General features: G+C 71.0%; 19 protein-coding genes. 3 read left to right on the plus strand and 16 right to left on the minus strand.

What is annotated here, in order from left to right; genetic code table 11:
• Positions 1–9: 9 nt before the first annotated feature.
• On the plus strand, positions 10–378 hold the full coding sequence (locus ACFQ7Q_RS25960; protein ID WP_383559184.1) for a DUF192 domain-containing protein: 369 nt from the start codon (positions 10–12) through the stop codon (positions 376–378).
• Here the strand turns inward: ACFQ7Q_RS25960 and ACFQ7Q_RS25965 are convergent.
• Positions 350–1,456, minus strand: a complete 1,107-nt coding sequence (locus ACFQ7Q_RS25965; protein WP_383559185.1) for a hypothetical protein — start codon at positions 1,454–1,456, stop codon at positions 350–352. The two genes, ACFQ7Q_RS25960 and ACFQ7Q_RS25965, sit on opposite strands and share 29 nt — an antisense overlap.
• 144 nt (positions 1,457–1,600) lie before the next feature.
• Positions 1,601–1,963: a hypothetical protein gene (locus ACFQ7Q_RS25970; protein ID WP_383559187.1), complete on the minus strand. Its 363-nt coding sequence runs from the start codon at positions 1,961–1,963 to the stop codon at positions 1,601–1,603.
• Between the two features lie 113 nt (positions 1,964–2,076).
• On the opposite strand from ACFQ7Q_RS25970, the gene ACFQ7Q_RS25975 reads away from it, so the two are divergent.
• Entirely contained in the window at positions 2,077–3,009 is a 933-nt protein-coding gene (locus ACFQ7Q_RS25975) for a hypothetical protein (RefSeq protein WP_383559189.1), read from the plus strand.
• A 22-nt stretch (positions 3,010–3,031) separates the two neighbouring features.
• Here the strand turns inward: ACFQ7Q_RS25975 and ACFQ7Q_RS25980 are convergent, their stop codons facing one another.
• The 14 genes from ACFQ7Q_RS25980 to ACFQ7Q_RS26045 form a co-directional block, all read right to left on the minus strand.
• Entirely contained in the window at positions 3,032–3,631 is a 600-nt protein-coding gene (locus ACFQ7Q_RS25980) for an OmpA family protein (protein ID WP_383559190.1), read from the minus strand.
• A 7-nt stretch (positions 3,632–3,638) separates the two neighbouring features.
• Complete coding sequence (locus tag ACFQ7Q_RS25985) at positions 3,639–4,181, minus strand: hypothetical protein (protein WP_383559192.1); 543 nt, start codon at positions 4,179–4,181, stop codon at positions 3,639–3,641.
• A gap of 57 nt (positions 4,182–4,238) precedes the next feature.
• Positions 4,239–4,892, minus strand: coding sequence for a pilus assembly protein TadG-related protein (locus ACFQ7Q_RS25990; RefSeq protein WP_383559194.1), 654 nt, complete (start codon positions 4,890–4,892; stop codon positions 4,239–4,241).
• Positions 4,889–5,116 carry a Flp family type IVb pilin gene (locus tag ACFQ7Q_RS25995; RefSeq protein ID WP_383559195.1) on the minus strand — a complete coding sequence of 76 codons (228 nt, stop codon included), beginning with the start codon at positions 5,114–5,116 and terminating at the stop codon, positions 4,889–4,891. The genes ACFQ7Q_RS25990 and ACFQ7Q_RS25995 overlap by 4 nt, the downstream gene beginning before the upstream one ends.
• A gap of 114 nt (positions 5,117–5,230) precedes the next feature.
• Positions 5,231–5,977 carry a response regulator gene (locus tag ACFQ7Q_RS26000; RefSeq protein ID WP_383559197.1) on the minus strand — a complete coding sequence of 249 codons (747 nt, stop codon included), beginning with the start codon at positions 5,975–5,977 and terminating at the stop codon, positions 5,231–5,233.
• Positions 5,974–7,191 carry a sensor histidine kinase gene (locus ACFQ7Q_RS26005; RefSeq protein WP_383559199.1) on the minus strand — a complete coding sequence of 406 codons (1,218 nt, stop codon included), beginning with the start codon at positions 7,189–7,191 and terminating at the stop codon, positions 5,974–5,976. Before ACFQ7Q_RS26005 ends, ACFQ7Q_RS26000 begins: the two co-directional genes overlap by 4 nt.
• A gap of 5 nt (positions 7,192–7,196) precedes the next feature.
• Positions 7,197–8,084, minus strand: a complete 888-nt coding sequence (locus tag ACFQ7Q_RS26010) for a DUF5936 domain-containing protein (RefSeq protein ID WP_383559201.1) — start codon at positions 8,082–8,084, stop codon at positions 7,197–7,199.
• Between the two features lie 10 nt (positions 8,085–8,094).
• Positions 8,095–9,036 carry a type II secretion system F family protein gene (locus ACFQ7Q_RS26015; RefSeq protein WP_383559203.1) on the minus strand — a complete coding sequence of 314 codons (942 nt, stop codon included), beginning with the start codon at positions 9,034–9,036 and terminating at the stop codon, positions 8,095–8,097.
• Between the two features lie 13 nt (positions 9,037–9,049).
• Positions 9,050–10,390, minus strand: a complete 1,341-nt coding sequence (locus tag ACFQ7Q_RS26020) for a CpaF family protein (protein WP_383559205.1) — start codon at positions 10,388–10,390, stop codon at positions 9,050–9,052.
• Positions 10,387–10,752: a TadE family protein gene (locus tag ACFQ7Q_RS26025; protein ID WP_383559207.1), complete on the minus strand. Its 366-nt coding sequence runs from the start codon at positions 10,750–10,752 to the stop codon at positions 10,387–10,389. Before ACFQ7Q_RS26025 ends, ACFQ7Q_RS26020 begins: the two co-directional genes overlap by 4 nt.
• A complete protein-coding gene (locus ACFQ7Q_RS26030; protein ID WP_383559209.1) occupies positions 10,749–11,135 on the minus strand; it encodes a TadE/TadG family type IV pilus assembly protein in 387 nt (128 codons plus the stop codon). Before ACFQ7Q_RS26030 ends, ACFQ7Q_RS26025 begins: the two co-directional genes overlap by 4 nt.
• Positions 11,136–11,138: 3 nt before the next feature.
• Positions 11,139–12,431: a CpaE family protein gene (locus ACFQ7Q_RS26035; RefSeq protein ID WP_383559211.1), complete on the minus strand. Its 1,293-nt coding sequence runs from the start codon at positions 12,429–12,431 to the stop codon at positions 11,139–11,141.
• A gap of 8 nt (positions 12,432–12,439) precedes the next feature.
• On the minus strand, positions 12,440–13,144 hold the full coding sequence (cpaB, locus tag ACFQ7Q_RS26040; RefSeq protein WP_383559212.1) for a Flp pilus assembly protein CpaB: 705 nt from the start codon (positions 13,142–13,144) through the stop codon (positions 12,440–12,442).
• A 31-nt stretch (positions 13,145–13,175) separates the two neighbouring features.
• A complete protein-coding gene (locus ACFQ7Q_RS26045) occupies positions 13,176–14,051 on the minus strand; it encodes a hypothetical protein (protein ID WP_383559214.1) in 876 nt (291 codons plus the stop codon).
• Positions 14,052–14,403: 352 nt separating this feature from the next.
• Here ACFQ7Q_RS26045 and ACFQ7Q_RS26050 point away from each other — a divergent pair, with 352 nt between their 5' ends.
• Positions 14,404–16,104: a chitinase gene (locus ACFQ7Q_RS26050; RefSeq protein ID WP_383559216.1), complete on the plus strand. Its 1,701-nt coding sequence runs from the start codon at positions 14,404–14,406 to the stop codon at positions 16,102–16,104.
• Positions 16,105–16,183: the final 79 nt, after the last annotated feature.

Consider the following 16,183-nt stretch of genomic DNA (forward strand, 5'->3'; position numbering starts at 1 on the left):
GTCTCCCCCATGGGGAGACCGGGGAAATGGCGTGACGGAGCGGGGAGTCTGCTCGTGGGGCGTGACTCGCTCCCGCTGGAGATCGCGGCGTCCTACCGGGCGCGGCGCCGGGGCCTGCTCGGCAGGGACGGGATCGGGGGCGCCCTGCTCATCACCCCGACGAACAGCGTGCACACCTTCGGTATGCGCTTCGCGATCGACGTGGCCTACCTGGACCGTTCGTTCACCGTTCTGGACGTGGTCACGATGAGGCCGGGGCGGCTCGGCATGATCCGGCCGCGGGGCCGGCACGTGCTGGAGGCGGAGAGCGGCGCGATGGCGGGGTGGGGTGTGCGGCCGGGCGTACGGGTCACGGTGGTCCCGAGCCGAGGAGAGTGAAGGCTCCGTAGGCCCCCGACGCGAGGGCGAGCCCGGCGAGGACGAGGATCCGGTTGCGTACCCGGAGCCGTACGAGCGCCACCGCGGCCGGCAGCAGCAGACCGAACGCGGGCATCATCAGCCGTGGCCGGGAGCCGAAGTACGCGGCGCCGACGAGCGAGACGACCACCACGGCGATCGTGTACACGAGCAGCGGCAGTGGCTGCTTCTGCCGTACGCACAGCACCACCAGCCAGGCGAGCAGACCGAGCGCCGCGCAGAGCCCGAGGGCGGCGAGCGGCGGCAGCCCCCAGATGAAGCGGGCGAGGGCCACCCCGCCGTCGATGGAGTTGCCCCAGGCGGCCTGGACGTCGAAGTAGGCGGTGGGGCTGCCCTCCCGTACCCCGACGTAGACGATGTAGGCGAGCCAGCCCAGAGGGGCGATCAGCACGCCGGCCGCCATACGGACAGGCAGCTTCCGTTCGCGCACGACGGTGACGATCGCGGTGATCCCGAGGGCGGCGATGAGCGCGGCGGCGGTCGGCCTGGTCAGTCCGGCGAGCACGCAGAGCGCACCGGCCAGGATCCAGCGGTCGCGCAGCACGGCGAGGATCGACCAGGCGGCGAGGGCGGTGAAGAGCGTCTCCGTGTACGCCATCGACTGCACGAACGCGGTCGGGTACACGCCCCAGAGGACGGCGAGGACGACACCGGCCTGCCGGCCCGCCGCATGGCTGCCGACGGCGTAGATCCCCCAGGCGGCGGCGAGCGAGGCGACCCAGGAGACGAGCAGTCCTGCGGTGGCGGCGTCGACGGGGAGGACGGTGGACAGCGCCCGTTCGAGGGCGGGGAAGAGGGGGAAGAAGGCGAGGTCGGAGTGGACGCTCCCGTTGGGGAGGGTGACCTGGTAGCCGTATCCGTTCTCGGCGATGCGGACGTACCAGACGGCGTCCCAGCGACCCGTCAGCCGGTGCAGCCCGTCCTTGCCGACCGCGACGGCGGCGACGGCGAGGACCGCGAGGCCGATGACGCGGGTGGCGGCGTAGCCGCCGAGGGCGGCGGCGAGGGATTCCGGAGGACGGGGTCGATCTGGGGACATGCGCTCGATTATGTCGGCAGCACGCGCGAGGCCGGTCGGGAGGACGGAGGAGGAGTCCCGACCTGGCCTGGCTCGCCGACCGGACCGGGGTCTTCCTCGCGCCCGAGCAGGAGGAGACCGTGCGGCTCGCCTCCCCTCCCCCTCTCATCCCCCGGGCCGGATCCGCCCGAAGCGCGCGGCCATGACGGGACCGAGCTGGAGGACGATGGCGTGGCCGGGCTCGTCGGGGTAGGGCAGGTCGTTGAGGAACGAGGTGACGATGACCTCGTCGATGCCGAGGACCCCGCGCCCGCTCTGCTCCTCAAGGAAGTCGAGGGTGCGGCGCCAGTCGGCCGTGCCCGGGGCCTCGCCGAGGAAGGAGCGCACGGTGTCCTGGACGACGTCCCAGAAGAAGACGTGGGGCAGTACGCCGCCCTGGTTGAAGACATGGGTGTCGAAGGCGTCCCGGAATTCGGGGATGTGGTTCACGAGGTCGCTGACCAGTTGCACGCTCGGCGTCGTCGTCATCAGCAGTCCACTCCGGAGGAGTCCTGGTGCCCGTTTCGACCAGGATGGGGCATGAGGGCGAGGGTTATCCACAGGGGGTGCGAACTGTCGGGCGCCCGTGGATCGTTGGAGCCATGCACGACTTGGCGAGACTGGCCCGCGGCGGGGTGCTCCTGACCGCGTGGGCGTACGCGGCGGGCTGGTCGGGGGGCAGCCGACTGGGGAGGCGACTGCGCCATGAGGGGTGGCAGCGGATCTGTCGGGGCGCGTGGGTGGTCCCGGGGAAGGAGGTGGACTGGAAGGTCAGGGCGAGGGCGGTCCAGCTGCTGCGTCCGGAGCTGGTGTGCAGCCACGGCACGGCGGCGGTGCTGCACCGGGTGGAGGTCCTGGACGCGACGCGGGACGTCGGGGAGGTACTGGAATTCACGGCCGGCCGAGGTGTCGGTGGATCCACCCGGCCGGACCTGCGGGTCCACAGGACGGGCGGCCTCGCCGAACAGGACATGTGCGTCCGGTCGGGCCTGCGGGTGACGAGTCCGGCGCGGACGGTCGGCGACCTGATGCGGAGTTGCGGCACACGCGAGGCGGCGGTGGTCGCGGCGGACTCGGCGCTGTCGCGCCGTACGGTCCGGGGAACGCGCCGTGAGCCGATCGTCCACCACGAGGCCCTGGCTGCCGAACTGACCGCACGCCGCCCGGGGGCGCCCCGGGCCCGTCGCTGGCTCCCTCTGACGAACGCGGCCTCGGGCTCCCCTGCGGAGACGATCGCCCGTCTCCACATGCACGACGCCGGCCTCCACCCCGAGTGCCAACCCCTCCTCCACTCCCGCTCGGGCCGCACCCTCCGCCCGGACTTCCTCTTCCGCGAGGCGGGCCTGGCCATCGAGATCGAGGGCTACGCCTTCCACGGCACGCGCCAGGCCCACGCCCGCGACATCCACCGCTTCAACGAACTCACCGACTGCCCGGCGATCCACCGAGTTCTCCGCTTCACGGCAACGGACGTCTTCCACCACCCGACCCACATGCTCACAACGATCCGAACGGCGTTGGGGCACCTGGGGTGACGCGCGCTCCCCGCATGCGGTCTCAGCCGCCTGTCGTCCTCGGGAAGGAGATCTCCACGCGGCGGTTCTTGGTGCGGCCCTCCTCCGTGCCGTTGTCGGCGATGGGGTAGTCCTCGCTGTACCCGCGGATGTCGAAGGTCTTCCCCGGGTCGAGGTTCTTCGCCAGCTCCTGCTGCACGGCGTCCGCACGCTGCTTGGAGAGCTTGAGGCCGTGCTCGTACGTGCCGAGGTTGTCGGTGAAGCCGAAGACGCGGACCTTGCTGGAGTTCTGCTTGTTGATCTCCACCGCGATGGCGGCGATCCGGGCGGTCGCGGCGGGACCGAGCTTGGCGCTGTCCTTGCCGAAGAGGACCTCGGCCTGGAGGGCGAAGGTGACGTCGACGTTGGTGTCCTCGCGGCGCTGCTCGCCGCCTTCCTCTTCGACGACCTGCTTGATGTCGAGGATCTTGGCGGGGGCGAGGGTGGCGCCGTCGGGAAGCATGAGCTCGGGCGAGTTCGCGTCGATGGCGGGGGGTGGGGAGCCGCTGGAGGTGGAGTTGGGGGGATCGTCGGCGAGGGCGGGGGTGGCGGTGGCGAGGAGGAGGACTGCGGTGAGGACGGCGATGCGGCTCGATGTCGTCATGGCTGCCTCAGGAAAGTTTGATGGTGCCGGGGCGGAAGGTGGGCAGCTGGAGCGTCACCTCGGCGGTGTTGGCCGGAGGGGCGGGGAATTGCATGAAGACGTTCGTGGAGCGGCCTGCTCCGAGATTCGACAGGCCGGTGGTTGTCAGAGGCCGGCCGTCTGTGTCCCGCAGGACGTAGTAGCGCTTCTTCCCCAGCGAATCGACGAGGGTCGCACCACCCAGCGAAGTACCGTGCTTGACAATCTCCGTCTCGTCACCCGCGAGCTGGGCGGGAATGATCCGAACCGCATCCGAGGTGTTGGCCAGCTTTCCACTGACGGTCAGAAACCCTCCGACGTCACGCTTCGCCGACTCGACAGTGAACTCGAGCCCCTCTTGTCCCTTGAGGATGGCCAGGACTTCGGTGGGCTCCTGAGTCTGAGCCCCTTTGCCGGCTTCAGGCGCCTTCGAGGACTGGGACGCGGAAGGCTTCGCCTGCGACGGCGCTTCGTCGCTGCCACAGCCGCCGACGCCAAGGGCCAGTCCGGCCGCGATGACGATCGCGACCATCCCTCTACGCGGCTTCGTCGCGCACCGAACGCTCATGTGTCGGAATTCCTCTGCTTGTCAATCAGCCAGTCGGACAGTGAAGAGATCGGCAACGCCCGGAAGGTCCGGCCGGTCCGGATCGATATCCCAGGCCTCACCGTCGCACGAAAGACCGAGGATCGGCCCGGGCTTCTCGTCCTCGGTCTCGCCAGGGTCCGGTTCGGCCGACTCCGTCGGTGTGGGCTCCGGCTCAGGAGCGTCGAAGGTGCAGCGTGGTTCGATCACGGCTGTCGCCGACGCGAACGCATGCTGCTCATCCGTGCCGGGGATCACCGAGTCCCCGACGGTGCTCAACGTGCGGACGTCCACACGGAATCCCTCTTCACCCACGGGTAGACGGCGACAGCCCTCACCCCAGAGTTCCGCGTCGTTCTTCGCCGCGAACGAGGCCGCCCGCTGACACGCGGCAAGCTCGCCATAGTCCTGCCCCGTGAGGAAGTCATCCCATTGCGCGGGATCGAGGATGACCTTCAGCCATCCATCCCTGAGTTGCTCCCGTGCATCCTGTGCCGCAGCCAATGCGGCAGCGTCAGCAGCCGTTTGGGCCCCGTTCCGGGTCGCGGCGGCTTGTCCTACCGCGAAGTAGGCGAACGCAAGGAGAAGCAGGCCTGCCACCACCGTGATGTAGACGGGAAAGGCCTGTCCACGGTCGTCAGGACGACGACCGGTCACTCGCCTCCGCCACCGCCGGTGAGACTGGCGATCTTCGTGCTGATCGCGTTCTTGATGTCCTGGCCGATGCTCGTGCCCGAGATCGCGATGACGATCGCCACCACCACCACGATGATCCCCAGGTACTCGACCGCCGTCTGCCCCCGATCCCCCGACCTCGCGCGGACCCAGCCGCCGAAGCGTACCTTCGCCTTCGTCACGGCCCGCAGCATGACGTCGTTCATCGTGGTCCCCTCCGGATTCGAACGTCCCCGTGCCGATGCCGATCTCGGCCCGCGCACGGTACGCCCCCATCCCCTCCTCCCCACAGGGCCCGTAGGCCCAAACCCGGGCCCAGATCACCAGGTCCTCCCCGTGCCGAGCGTGCCGCGCCCGCCCGGGAGGTCGCCCGGGATCCCTCGCGTGCCCAGCCATGCCGCTATCGCCTCGCTGCGGGTTCGCGCGTGGAGTTTGGCGAAGATGCGGTTGATGTGGTTCTTGACCGTCTTCTCGCTGATGAAGCAGGTGTCCGCGATCTGTCGATTACTGAGGCCCGACGCGATCAGGTCCATCACCTCCCCCTCCCTCACGCTCAGTCCATACCGTGCCACATTCGGTTGCAGCTGCGAAGGGCTTTCGTCAGATCTCAATGAAATCGAGACAGTTGGCCGCACTCCATCGTGTGCAGTCGCACCCCTCACCAGCCCCAGCACCGCGTTCGCCGCCGTCGGGGTGAAGTGGGCCCGGCCCGCCGAGACGTCGTGGACCGCCGTTCGGAGTTGCTCCGGGGTGAACTCGCCGTGGACCAGGTAGCCGCCCGCCCCCAGCCTCAGCGCCTCCCTGACGATCTCGTGCTCCCCGCTGTACGTCAGCATCAGCACCGGCGCCAGGCGGGCCAGGTGCGGGAGGGCCGTCAGACCGTCGATCACCGGCATGCGGACGTCCAGCAGGACCACGTCCGGGCGGTGGTACTCCGTCAGGGTCACCGCCGTGCGGCCGTCGGGGGCCTCCGCGACGACCCGGAAGGCCGCGTCGCTGTCCAGCAGGGTCCGCAGCCCCGCCCGTACCACCGGGTTGTCGTCCGCGACGAGCACCGTGACCGTCATCGCGCGACCCCCTCGACCGGAAGTTCCAGGCGGACCTCCGTGCCGCGCACCACGCTTCCCCTGCCGATCCTGATACGCGCCCCGACCCCCGCCGCCCTCTCCACCATGCCGACCAGGCCGAAGTGGCCCGTCCTGCGCAGGTCGTCGAGGGTCGTGCCCGGCGGCAGGCCGCGGCCGTCGTCGCACACGCTGATCCGGAGCAGGCCCGCCACGACGCCGGCCGAGACGTCCACCCGGGTGGGCGCCGCATGGCGGCCCGCGTTCTCCATCGCCTCCGAGGCGATCGTCAACAGCTGCCGCGCCACCGCGTAGGGAACGGGCGGCACCGAACCCGGAGCGACCCCCTTGTAGTGGGCCTCGATGCCCGAGCGGCGGGCGAAGTCCCGTACCCGGAGCGACAGTTCCGACGAGAGGTCGATCTGCTCACCCAGGCCGTACGACTGCCTCCGCAGGTCCGCCAGCAGCTCGCGCGACTCCGCCGCCGCCCTCCGTGCCGAGCGCGCCACGACCAGCGCCTGCTGTCGCGGGTCCGGCGCCTCCGCCAGGCCGTCCGCCGCCAGCGCCAGCCCGTGCAGGGTCTTGGCCACCGAGTCGTGCATGTCGCGGGCGAGCCTGGCCCGTTCCTCCTCCACCGCCTGGGCGGCGGCCAGGCGCGTGCGGGCCTCCGTGAGGGCCCGGGTCGCGGCGCCGAAGCGGAGCAGGAGGTTCCGGAGTGTGACGCCCAGCGCGCCCGTGATCACGCACAGGCCGGGGAGCAGCGCCGCATCCCCCACACCACCCACCTCGCCCACCTCCGTGGCGTGGATCGCCAGCAGGATCAACGACTGGAGGCAGGCGAAGAAGGCCGCCCCGCGCCAGCTGTAGGCGAGGCCCGCGAGCAGCGGGGTGCAGACACTGACGTATCCGAGCGTGCTCTGCGGGCCCGCCGTGACCAGGAGCAGTGAGCCGAAGAGGGTGTCCGCGGCGAGCAGCGCGGGGTGCCGGAGCAGCAGCGGGCCGAACCGTTCCCAGTCCCGGAACATCACGTACGACCCCATGAAGGTGACCAGCACGGCCGCTCCCACCAGCCAGGCCGCCACACCCGGTGCCGCTCCCATCAGGGCCGTCGGGCTCGCCAGGGCGATCATCGCCAGCCGGAAGCCGAAGACCTGGCGGCACATCGCCTGGAGGGCGTTCACCTCGATCGAGACCGACACGGCCACGGGTACCGACACGGCCCTCACTCCCCCGTGATCGAGCCGAAGTTCGTGCCCGTCCCCAGGAACAGCCCCGCGCCCAGCAGGATCATCGTCGCCGGGACCATCAGCGTCGTGATCACCATCGTCGCCTTGGGGACCGCCTTCGCCGCCTTGCGCCGGGCGTTCTGGGCGTCCGTCCGTCGCATGTCGTTGGCGATCTGGATGAGCGTGTCGACGATCGGCGCGCCGAGCTCCTCGCCCTGCTGCAGCGCCGTGACGAACTGGGCCACCTGCTCGGAGTCGTTACGGCGCCGCAGCTCGTCGAAGGCCTGCCGGCGACTCACGCCCATGTCCATCTGGCGCAGGGTGATCCGGAGTTCGTCCGCCCAGGGGCCCTCGTACTTGTCGGCCACCCGGTCGAGCGCCTGCCGGAATCCGAGCCCGGCCGACACCACCACGGCCAGGACGTCGAGGAAGTCCGGCAGCGTCCGCTCGATCTGGTCCTTGCGGATGCGGATCGCGGACCAGATGCCGACCTCGGTCCAGAAGGCGGCGAAGGCGAAGAGCAGGAGGGCGACCAGCAGGTCGCCGTTGGAGAGCATCACCAGGCCGCCCAGGCCGCCCAGGAATCCGTAGACCGCGCGCCGGGCTCCGTATCTGTCTATCGTCAGCCCGCCGGGGTTGCCCGCCAGGTCGATCCTGCGCCGTACGGCGTTGACCCGCTTCGGGCCCATCGCGCGGAGTATGGCGGCCGAGTAGCGCATCCCCAGCCGGTCCACGACGGAGTCGACCGCTCCGGTGCGGGTGGAGCCGACCTCCAGGGCGAGCTGGAGGTCGCCGGGGAGCTTGGCGTCCGCGCGGTAGAGGCGGATGCCGTGGAAGATCCCGGCGACCGAGAGGGCGGCGACGAGGGCGAGCAGAAGGTCCATGTCCAGCCCCTCAGACGTCGATCTTCGAGAAGCGGCGGATGACGACGAAGCCGACGATGTACAGCGCGAAGGCGGCGACGACGGCGAACTGGCCGAGGCCGGAGCCGGTCATCCGGTCCAGGGCTCCGGGCTGCATGTTGTCGATGAGCAGCAGCGAGCCGATCCCGATCACCGGGACCGCGTACGCCGTCATGCTGACCTGCGACAGCTGGGTACGGACCTCCCGTCGGGTCTCCTTGCGCTCCTCCAGCGTCTCGGTGAGGTTGCGCAGCGAGGCGACGACCGTGCCGCCGGCCTTGTTGGCGAGGACGAGGGTGGTGACGAGGACGACGAGTTCGCGGGAGGGGAGGCGTTCGGCGAGTTCGCCGAGGGCGTCGTCGATGGAGGTGCCGACGGCGAGCTGCTGGGCGACCTTCTCCAGTTCGTCGCCCGCCGGCGCTTCCAGTTCGTCGGCGGCCATGCTGAGCGCCATCCGCAGGGCGAGCCCCGCCTGGGTGGCGTTGGCGAGGATCCGCGACAGCTCCGGCAGCTGGTTGATGAACTTCTCGATGCGCTTCTGCCGCTGCCAGTTCAGGAAGCCCATGGCGACCCACACGCCGAGGAAGCCGCAGATGGGGCCGAAGAACGGGGAGAGCACGGACTGTCCCGCGATCCACAGGGCGGCCACGGTCACGGACATGGCGACGACGAACTCGCCGGGTGTCAGGTCGAGGCCGGTGGCGGAGATCCGCAGTTCCAGCTTCCGGCCGAACGCGGTCCGGCGGACGCGTCGGTCGATGCCCCGGAAGCGGCGCCTGCGGCGGCCGCCCCCCTCCGGTTCGCCGGTCCGGGTGAGCCGGGCGACCAGGGCCGCGCGCTGAGCGGCGCCGCTCGCGTACAGGTGGATGCCGAGTACGGCGAGGACGCAGCAGAGCAGCGCGACACCGGTCACCAGCCAGGTGAGTGGGTTCATCTCCGTCCCCCTCCTACTTCGCTTCTCGGGTGGCGAGCTGCTCGTCGGACGCGGCGACGCCGAAGGCCTGCGGGATGGGCTGGCCCGCCATGTACAGCCGGTCGGCGACGCGTCGCGGCAGCGGGTGGTACTCGTACGCGCCGTACACCCGGCCGTCGGCCGCGAGCGGCTGGGCGCGGAAGCGGCAGACGGTGGCGAGGGTGAAGCGTTCGCGGCCGTTCGAGGCCAGGATGGCTATCTCGGTGACGCGGCGGGTGCCGTCGGCGTGCCGGGTCAGCTGGACGAGCACGTCGACGGCGCTGTTGATCTGGTCGCGGAGCGCCTCGAAGGGGACCTTGACCTCGGACATCGAGGCCAGCGTCTGGAGCCGCATCAGGGCGTCCTCGGCGGAGTTGGCGTGGACGGTGGCGAGCGAGCCGTCGTGTCCCGTGGACATCGCCTGGAGCATGTCGAGGGTCTCGCCGCCGCGGACCTCGCCGACGATGATGCGGTCGGGGCGCATCCGCAGGGAGTTGCGGACGAGGTCGCGGATGGTGACCTGGCCGCGGCCCTCGATGTTCGGCGGCCTGCTTTCGAGGCGGATGACGTGGGACTGCTGGAGCTGGAGTTCGGCCGAGTCCTCGATGGTGATGACCCGTTCGCCCTCGGGGATCAGTCCGGACAGCGCGTTCAGGAGGGTGGTCTTCCCCGTGCCGGTCGCGCCGGACACGATGACGTTGAACTTCGCCTGGACGAGCCCCGCGAGCAGGAACAGCATCTGTTCGTCGAGCGAGCCGAGGCCGATCATCTCGCGCAGGGTGTAGGCGCGGGGGAAGCGGCGGATGGTCAGGGTCGCGCCGGTGAGGGAGAGCGGCGGGATGATCACGTTGACGCGCTCGCCGGACGGCAGCCGGGCGTCGACCATCGGATTGGACTCGTCGACGCGTCGGTTGACGGTGGAGACGATGCGTTCGATGGTCTGCATCAGCTGCTCGTGGGAGGCGAAGCGGAGCGGCAGCAGTTCGACCCGGCCGGCCCGCTCGATGAAGATCTGGTCGGGTCCGTTGACCATGATCTCGGTGATGGAGGCGTCTTCGAGGAGGGGTTCGAGGACGCCGAGGCCGAGCGCCTCGTCGACGACGCGGCGGATGAGCTGGGCGCGTTCGACGGTGGAGAGGACGGGGCCCTCGCGGCTGATGATGTGCCCGAGGACGCGTTCGAGGCGGGCCCGTCGCTCGGCTGCGGCGAGGGCCGACATCTCGGTGAGGTCGATCTCCTCCAGGAGCTTGGCGCGGAAGGACGCGACGAGATGACCGTCCTCGCGGCCTCCGGGGCCGTTCTCCTCGGGGGCGCTGATGCGGGCCCGCAGGCTCATGACTCGTCCTCCTCGGGCAGGGGCAGGGTGGCGCTCTTGCGGACCTCGCCGAAGTCCCAGAAGGGGACGACGGACGGGATCCGTACGGTGACGGTCGCGACGGCCTCGTCGCCGCCGGCGTCGACGTCGACTCCCGCGCGTTCGGCGATCCAGTCGCTCATCGCCGCTCTGCCCGCCGCCCCGGGGGCGAGCGTCGTGTCGTCGTGGGTGGCGGCCCGGGCGGCGGCGCGCGCTCCGGTGCCCGCCTGCTGGGCGGCGTACGCGGCGAGTCCGAGCTGGATCCCGGCGAGGGCGACGAGCAGCAGGATGGGGAGGAACCCCAGGTACTCGACGGCCACCTGGCCCCGGTCACGTGCCTTCACGGCCCCTCCCTCTCTTCCCGTACGGCTCCGGCCTCACCGGTCACGGTGAAGGGGAAGCTGATCGCGCCGGGGAACAGCACCGGCACCTTGAGCCGTACCGTCGCGGTCACCATGTCCCCGGAGCCGGACGGGGCACAGGACACCGAGGCGCCCGAGGCCCATGCCCCGTCCAGGTGGCGCGTCCCTGCCGCCTGGCAGTCGCCGTCGACGGCCCCGGCGCGTACCGCCTCGTCGGCGGCGTTGCCGGCGAGGGTGAAGGTGTAGCCGACCAGGACGCACTGCCAGAGCAGGACGAGCGTGAGCAGGATGAGCGGCACCATGCCGAGGAACTCGACGGCCACCTGCCCCTTGTCGCGCGTCGACGCGTCCCGGTACGCCGGCATGGCTCAGCGACCTTTCCCGCGGCGGCGCAGCCCCAGCGATCCGCGGTCGTCCCCGCGCGTGAGGGCGAGCTGCTTGCCCGAGCCCGGACCCGACCCGGTCGAGGCGCGCTGTGAGGCGGACCCCGGTGTGCCGACCAGGCCCAGTTCGCCGGCGAGCGACCACAGGGCCTGCTTCACGCTCGACCGGGCGTCGAGTTCGTGCATCCTGCCCGCGTCGACGACGCCCTGGAGTTCCTTGAAGTTGGCGGGGACCACCACGCCCGCCATCCGGGTCCCGGTGATCTTCTGGATGAGGGCGGGCTGGATCTCGGTGGAGCGCGTGTACCGGTTCACCAGGACCGTGCTCTCCTCCGCCTTGCGGATCTGGAGCCGGTCCCACATCCGTACGGTCCGCTTGGCGGCTCGTACCGCGACCACGTCCGGGGTGGTGACCAGGAGCGCCGCGTCGGCCATCTCGACGGCGACGGCGCCCGCGCCGGTCAGATGGGTCCCGCAGTCGACGACCACGACGTCGTAGCGGGAGCGCAGCGCGCCGACGATCTTGCGGGCGGCGCGGTCGGGGACGTCCTCGCCGCGTTCGCCCTCGCCGGGGGCGAGGAGCAGGGCGATGCCCGTCTCGTGGGTGAAGACGGCGTCCTGGAGGACGCGGGGCGAGATGTCGTCGACGGCCGCGAGGTCGGCGACCGAGCGGCGGAACTGGACGTCGAGGTACGAGGCGATGTCGCCGCCCTGGAGGTCCATGTCGACGAGGGCCACGTTCCGGCCGGAGGCCCGGGAGGCGAGGGCGAGCTGGACGGCGGTGACGGTGGTCCCGACGCCGCCCTTGGCGCCGCTGACGGTCACGACGGTGCCGCCGGGTCCGGTGAGGACGTCGGCGCCGCTGCCGAGGTGCCGGCGGACGCCGACGGACCACTGGGCGGCGGCCTGGACGCGGCTGGCGAGCTCCTCGTAGCCGAGGGGGAGGGTGACCAGGCCGCGGGCGCCGGAGTCCATGGCGGCCGAGAAGAGGACGGGGCTGGCGTCGGCGGTGATGAGGACGACGCCGACGGCGGGGAAGCGGAGCGCGACCTCGCGGATCAGCTCCAGAGCCGGGACCGGGCCGATCCGTTCGTGGACGACGACGACCTCGGGCAGCTCGTCGAGGGACTCGGCGGCCAGCCGGGCGAGGGTGTCGACGAGGTGGGTGGAGTCGGCGACGGGGGCGGCGGGTTCGGCGTCGGGGAGCTGGCTGAGCAGCGTGGTGACGGCCCGGGCCGCGTCGGGGTCGGCGACGGCCGGCAGGATCCTGGTGGTCATGGCCTGCCTCACTTGTCCTTGTCGAGCGTGTAGGTGCGGTCGCGCGGGTCGACGGTGGGTTCGCCGCCGGGCGCGACGAGGGCGAGGCGTACGTGCTGGGCGAACGACTCGGCGTAGGCGACGCGCTGGGTGTCGAGGGTGGAGAGCGCGAAGGTGATCGGCACGGCCTCGGTGGCGCGGCTGCTCCGGTTCTCGGAGTCGCTGATGGGGGTGAGCTTGCCGACGTCCAGGACGCGGGCGTTGGCGACGATCATCTTGGACTGGGCTGGCTGTCCGCCCTTCTCGCCGTCGAAGGTGGCGTAGATGTTGACCGTGGCGCCCGCGGTGATCTTGCCGGCGACTCCCGTGGCGGCGTCGATCATGATGGCGATCTCCTGCTGGCCGGGCTGGAGCGCCGGACGTTTGACGATCATGTCGGACTGGAGCAGGGAGCCGGCCCGGAGGGTGGTGACGGCGATCTTGCCCTCGATCTGCGCGAGGTCTGTGACGGCGTTGTCCGAGAGCCAGCGCTCGGGCATCGCGATCTCTTCGAACTGCCCGGCGCTCAGCGGGGTGTAGGGCGCCACGTCCTTCCTGACCTGGTACGCCTTCACCTCGGGTCCGACCTTGGAGTTGACGTCACCGATCACCGAGAGGACTCCGGCGAAGGCGCCCAGGGCGCACAGGACGGACAGCAGGAGGAGCAGGACGCCACGGCGCTGGCGGGAATTCATGGCCGTACAACCTCGATCGGTTCCGTGTGACTCAGCGGACAGGGGAAGTGAGCGCCCGGGGTTCGGCCGAGGCGGCGGGCGGCACGGTGGCGGGCAGGGGGGCGGAGCAGAATCCGCAGCGGTCGCCGATGAGTTCCATCCGGCACCAGTGGCAGGTCTCGCGGCGTACGGAGGAGACCAGGTGGTGGAGGACCGCGATGTCGGGGAGATAGGCCGCGAACTCGACCAGCCGGCCGGTGCCCCACCAGCGCGGCGACTCGGCGGGCAGCGGGGCCTCCTGGACGCCCTGGACCTGCCAGCGGGGTGCGAGGGTGCCGGTGGGCCATTCGGTCTGCAGCTGTCCGCGGGCCAGAAGGAGCTGGGTGGCGAACTCGGGTCCGGCGGGCGGCTCGGCGCCCGGCGCGATCCGGACGAGTTGGGGGACGGGCCCGGCGAGGACGGCGAACTGCGCGCCCGGCATCCACCCCTTGAGGTGGGACTTGAGGCTGACCGGTACGCGGTCGAGCTTGGCGACGGAGCCGAGGACGGCCCCCGCGTAGATGTAGTGGGCGAGCAGCCGGGCGGCGGAGGCGACGACGCCGGGGCTGAAGTCGCAGGCGGACAGCTGCCGCAGCTGCCGGGCCAGGACGGCGGTGCCGAGCGGCGGCAGGTCGGTCTTGACCAGGGCGATCCGGTCGCTCTCCAGGAGGGACCGCACGGCATGCAGCCGTCGCTCGGTGGCGTTCGGCACGGAGGTGGGGCAGACCACGATCACATGGCCGTACCGGTCGAGGAGGAGCTGGAGGTCGGCGACCGCGGAGGCGAGGGGCTGGGTCCCCGGCGCCGGCAGGACGGCGGCGGTCGGTGTCTGCTGGTCGGTCGGTGGCAGCACCAGATCGGCACTGGTGACCGCGATCGCTGTCGGCACGTCGGGCTCCCCGTCCCCATGTCCCCATGACTCACTGCGTTCACTGCGTTACTGCACAGCGCGGTGCTTCTGCACCTTATCCACGGACCGTGGGCTGGTGAACACACAATCCGCCAAGCGCCAGGAGATTTCTGGGCCCGCACGGCCCTTGCGCTGGGCCCGGAGGTGGGCCCGGACCTGGGCCTGGGCACGGCCGGCGGTGGGCCCCGGGACCCACGCGCGGACCCCGGCCCCCGACTCCCGCCCCCTCCAGAGGTCTTGACAACTCGATTGGTCTGGACCAGCTTGTTCCCTCAGCGGTGGCCACCGTTCCGACCCTCCACACCCCCAACTCCCCCTCCGGAGGCAGCAAGTGGACCGCACCACCACACGCTCCCGCAGATGGATCGGCGGCGCCCTGGCGCTGGCCGTCGGTTCCGGGCTCGTCGTCGTCGGCGGCGCCGGCACCGCCCAGGCCGCGGACGTCAACGTGGCCAAGAACGCCGGCTTCGAGTCCGGCACCGCCAACTGGACCTGTACGGCGGGCAGCGGCTCCGCGGTCTCCTCGCCCGTACGGACGGGAGCCGGCGCCCTCAGGGCGACCCCGGCCGGCCAGGACAACGCCCGGTGCAGCCAGGTCGTCACTGTCAAGCCCAACTCGACGTACACCCTGAGCGCCTGGGTGCAGGGCGGGTACACCTACCTCGGCGCGAGCGGCACCGGGACCACGGACGTCTCCACCTGGACGCCCGACAGCTCCTCCTGGAAGCAGCTGACCACCAGCTTCACCACCGGCGCGAACACCACCTCGGTGACCGTCTACACCCACGGCTGGTACGGACAGGCCGCCTACCACGTCGACGACGTCTCCGTCTTCGGCCCCGACGGGGGCGGCGGCACCGACCCCGACCCGGTCGTCCCGTCGACCCCGGCGGGCCTCGCCGCGGGCACGGTCACCTCGTCCTCGGTCGCGCTGAACTGGAACGCGGTCTCGGGCGCCACCGGCTACAAGGTGTACAGGGACGGCGCCCTGGCGCAGACCGTCTCCGGCACCTCGGCCACCGTGACGGGCCTCGCCGCCAACACGACGTACCAGTTCCAGGTCTCCGCGACCAACGCGGCGGGCGAGTCGGCCAAGTCCACCGCCGTCTCGGCCCGGACCGGCACCACCAACCCGGGCCCCGGTCCGTCCGTCCCCAAGCACGCCCTGACCGGCTACTGGCAGAACTTCAACAACGGCGCGACCGTCCAGAAGCTGCGGGACGTCCAGGCGCAGTACGACATCATCGCCGTCTCCTTCGCCGACTCCACCACCACGCCCGGCCAGATCGTCTTCAACCTGGACCCGGCCGTCGGCTACGCCTCCGTCGCCGACTTCAAGGCGGACGTCGCCGCGAAGAAGGCGGCCGGCAAGTCGGTCATCGTCTCCGTCGGCGGCGAGAAGGGGAACGTCACCATCAACAGTGACGCCTCCGCCACCGCGTTCGCGGACAGCGCGTACGCCCTGATGCAGGAGTACGGCTTCAACGGGGTCGACATCGACCTGGAGCACGGCATCAACTCCACGTACCTGACCAAGGCGCTGCGCCAGCTCTCCGCCAAGGCCGGTTCGTCGATGGTCCTGACGATGGCCCCGCAGACCATCGACATGCAGAACACGGGCACCGAGTACTTCAAGACCGCGCTCGCGGTGAAGGACATCCTGACCGTGGTCAACATGCAGTACTACAACAGCGGTTCGATGCTCGGCTGCGACGGCAAGGTGTACAGCCAGGGCTCGGTGGACTTCCTCACCGCGCTCGCCTGCATCCAGCTCCAGGGCGGCCTCGACGCCTCCCAGGTCGGGCTGGGCGTGCCGGCCTCGACCCGCGGAGCGGGCAGCGGCTACGTCGACCCGTCGATCGTGAGGAACGCGCTGGACTGCCTGGCCCGCGGCACCAACTGCGGCTCCTTCAAGCCCTCGCAGACCTGGCCCAACCTGCGTGGTGCGATGACCTGGTCGACCAACTGGGACGCGACGGCCGGCAACGCCTGGTCCAACGCGGTCGGACCGCACGTCCACAACCTCCCGTAGGACGGCCTTCCGCGTACGGGATCCCCTCGTGCGGGATCCCGTACGGCGGGAGTCCGCACCAACACCCCCCCCCCAACCC

The sequence above is a fragment of the Streptomyces sp. NPDC056527 genome, assembly GCF_042794475.1.
In the GTDB taxonomy this organism is placed as follows: Bacteria; Actinomycetota; Actinomycetes; order Streptomycetales; family Streptomycetaceae; genus Streptomyces.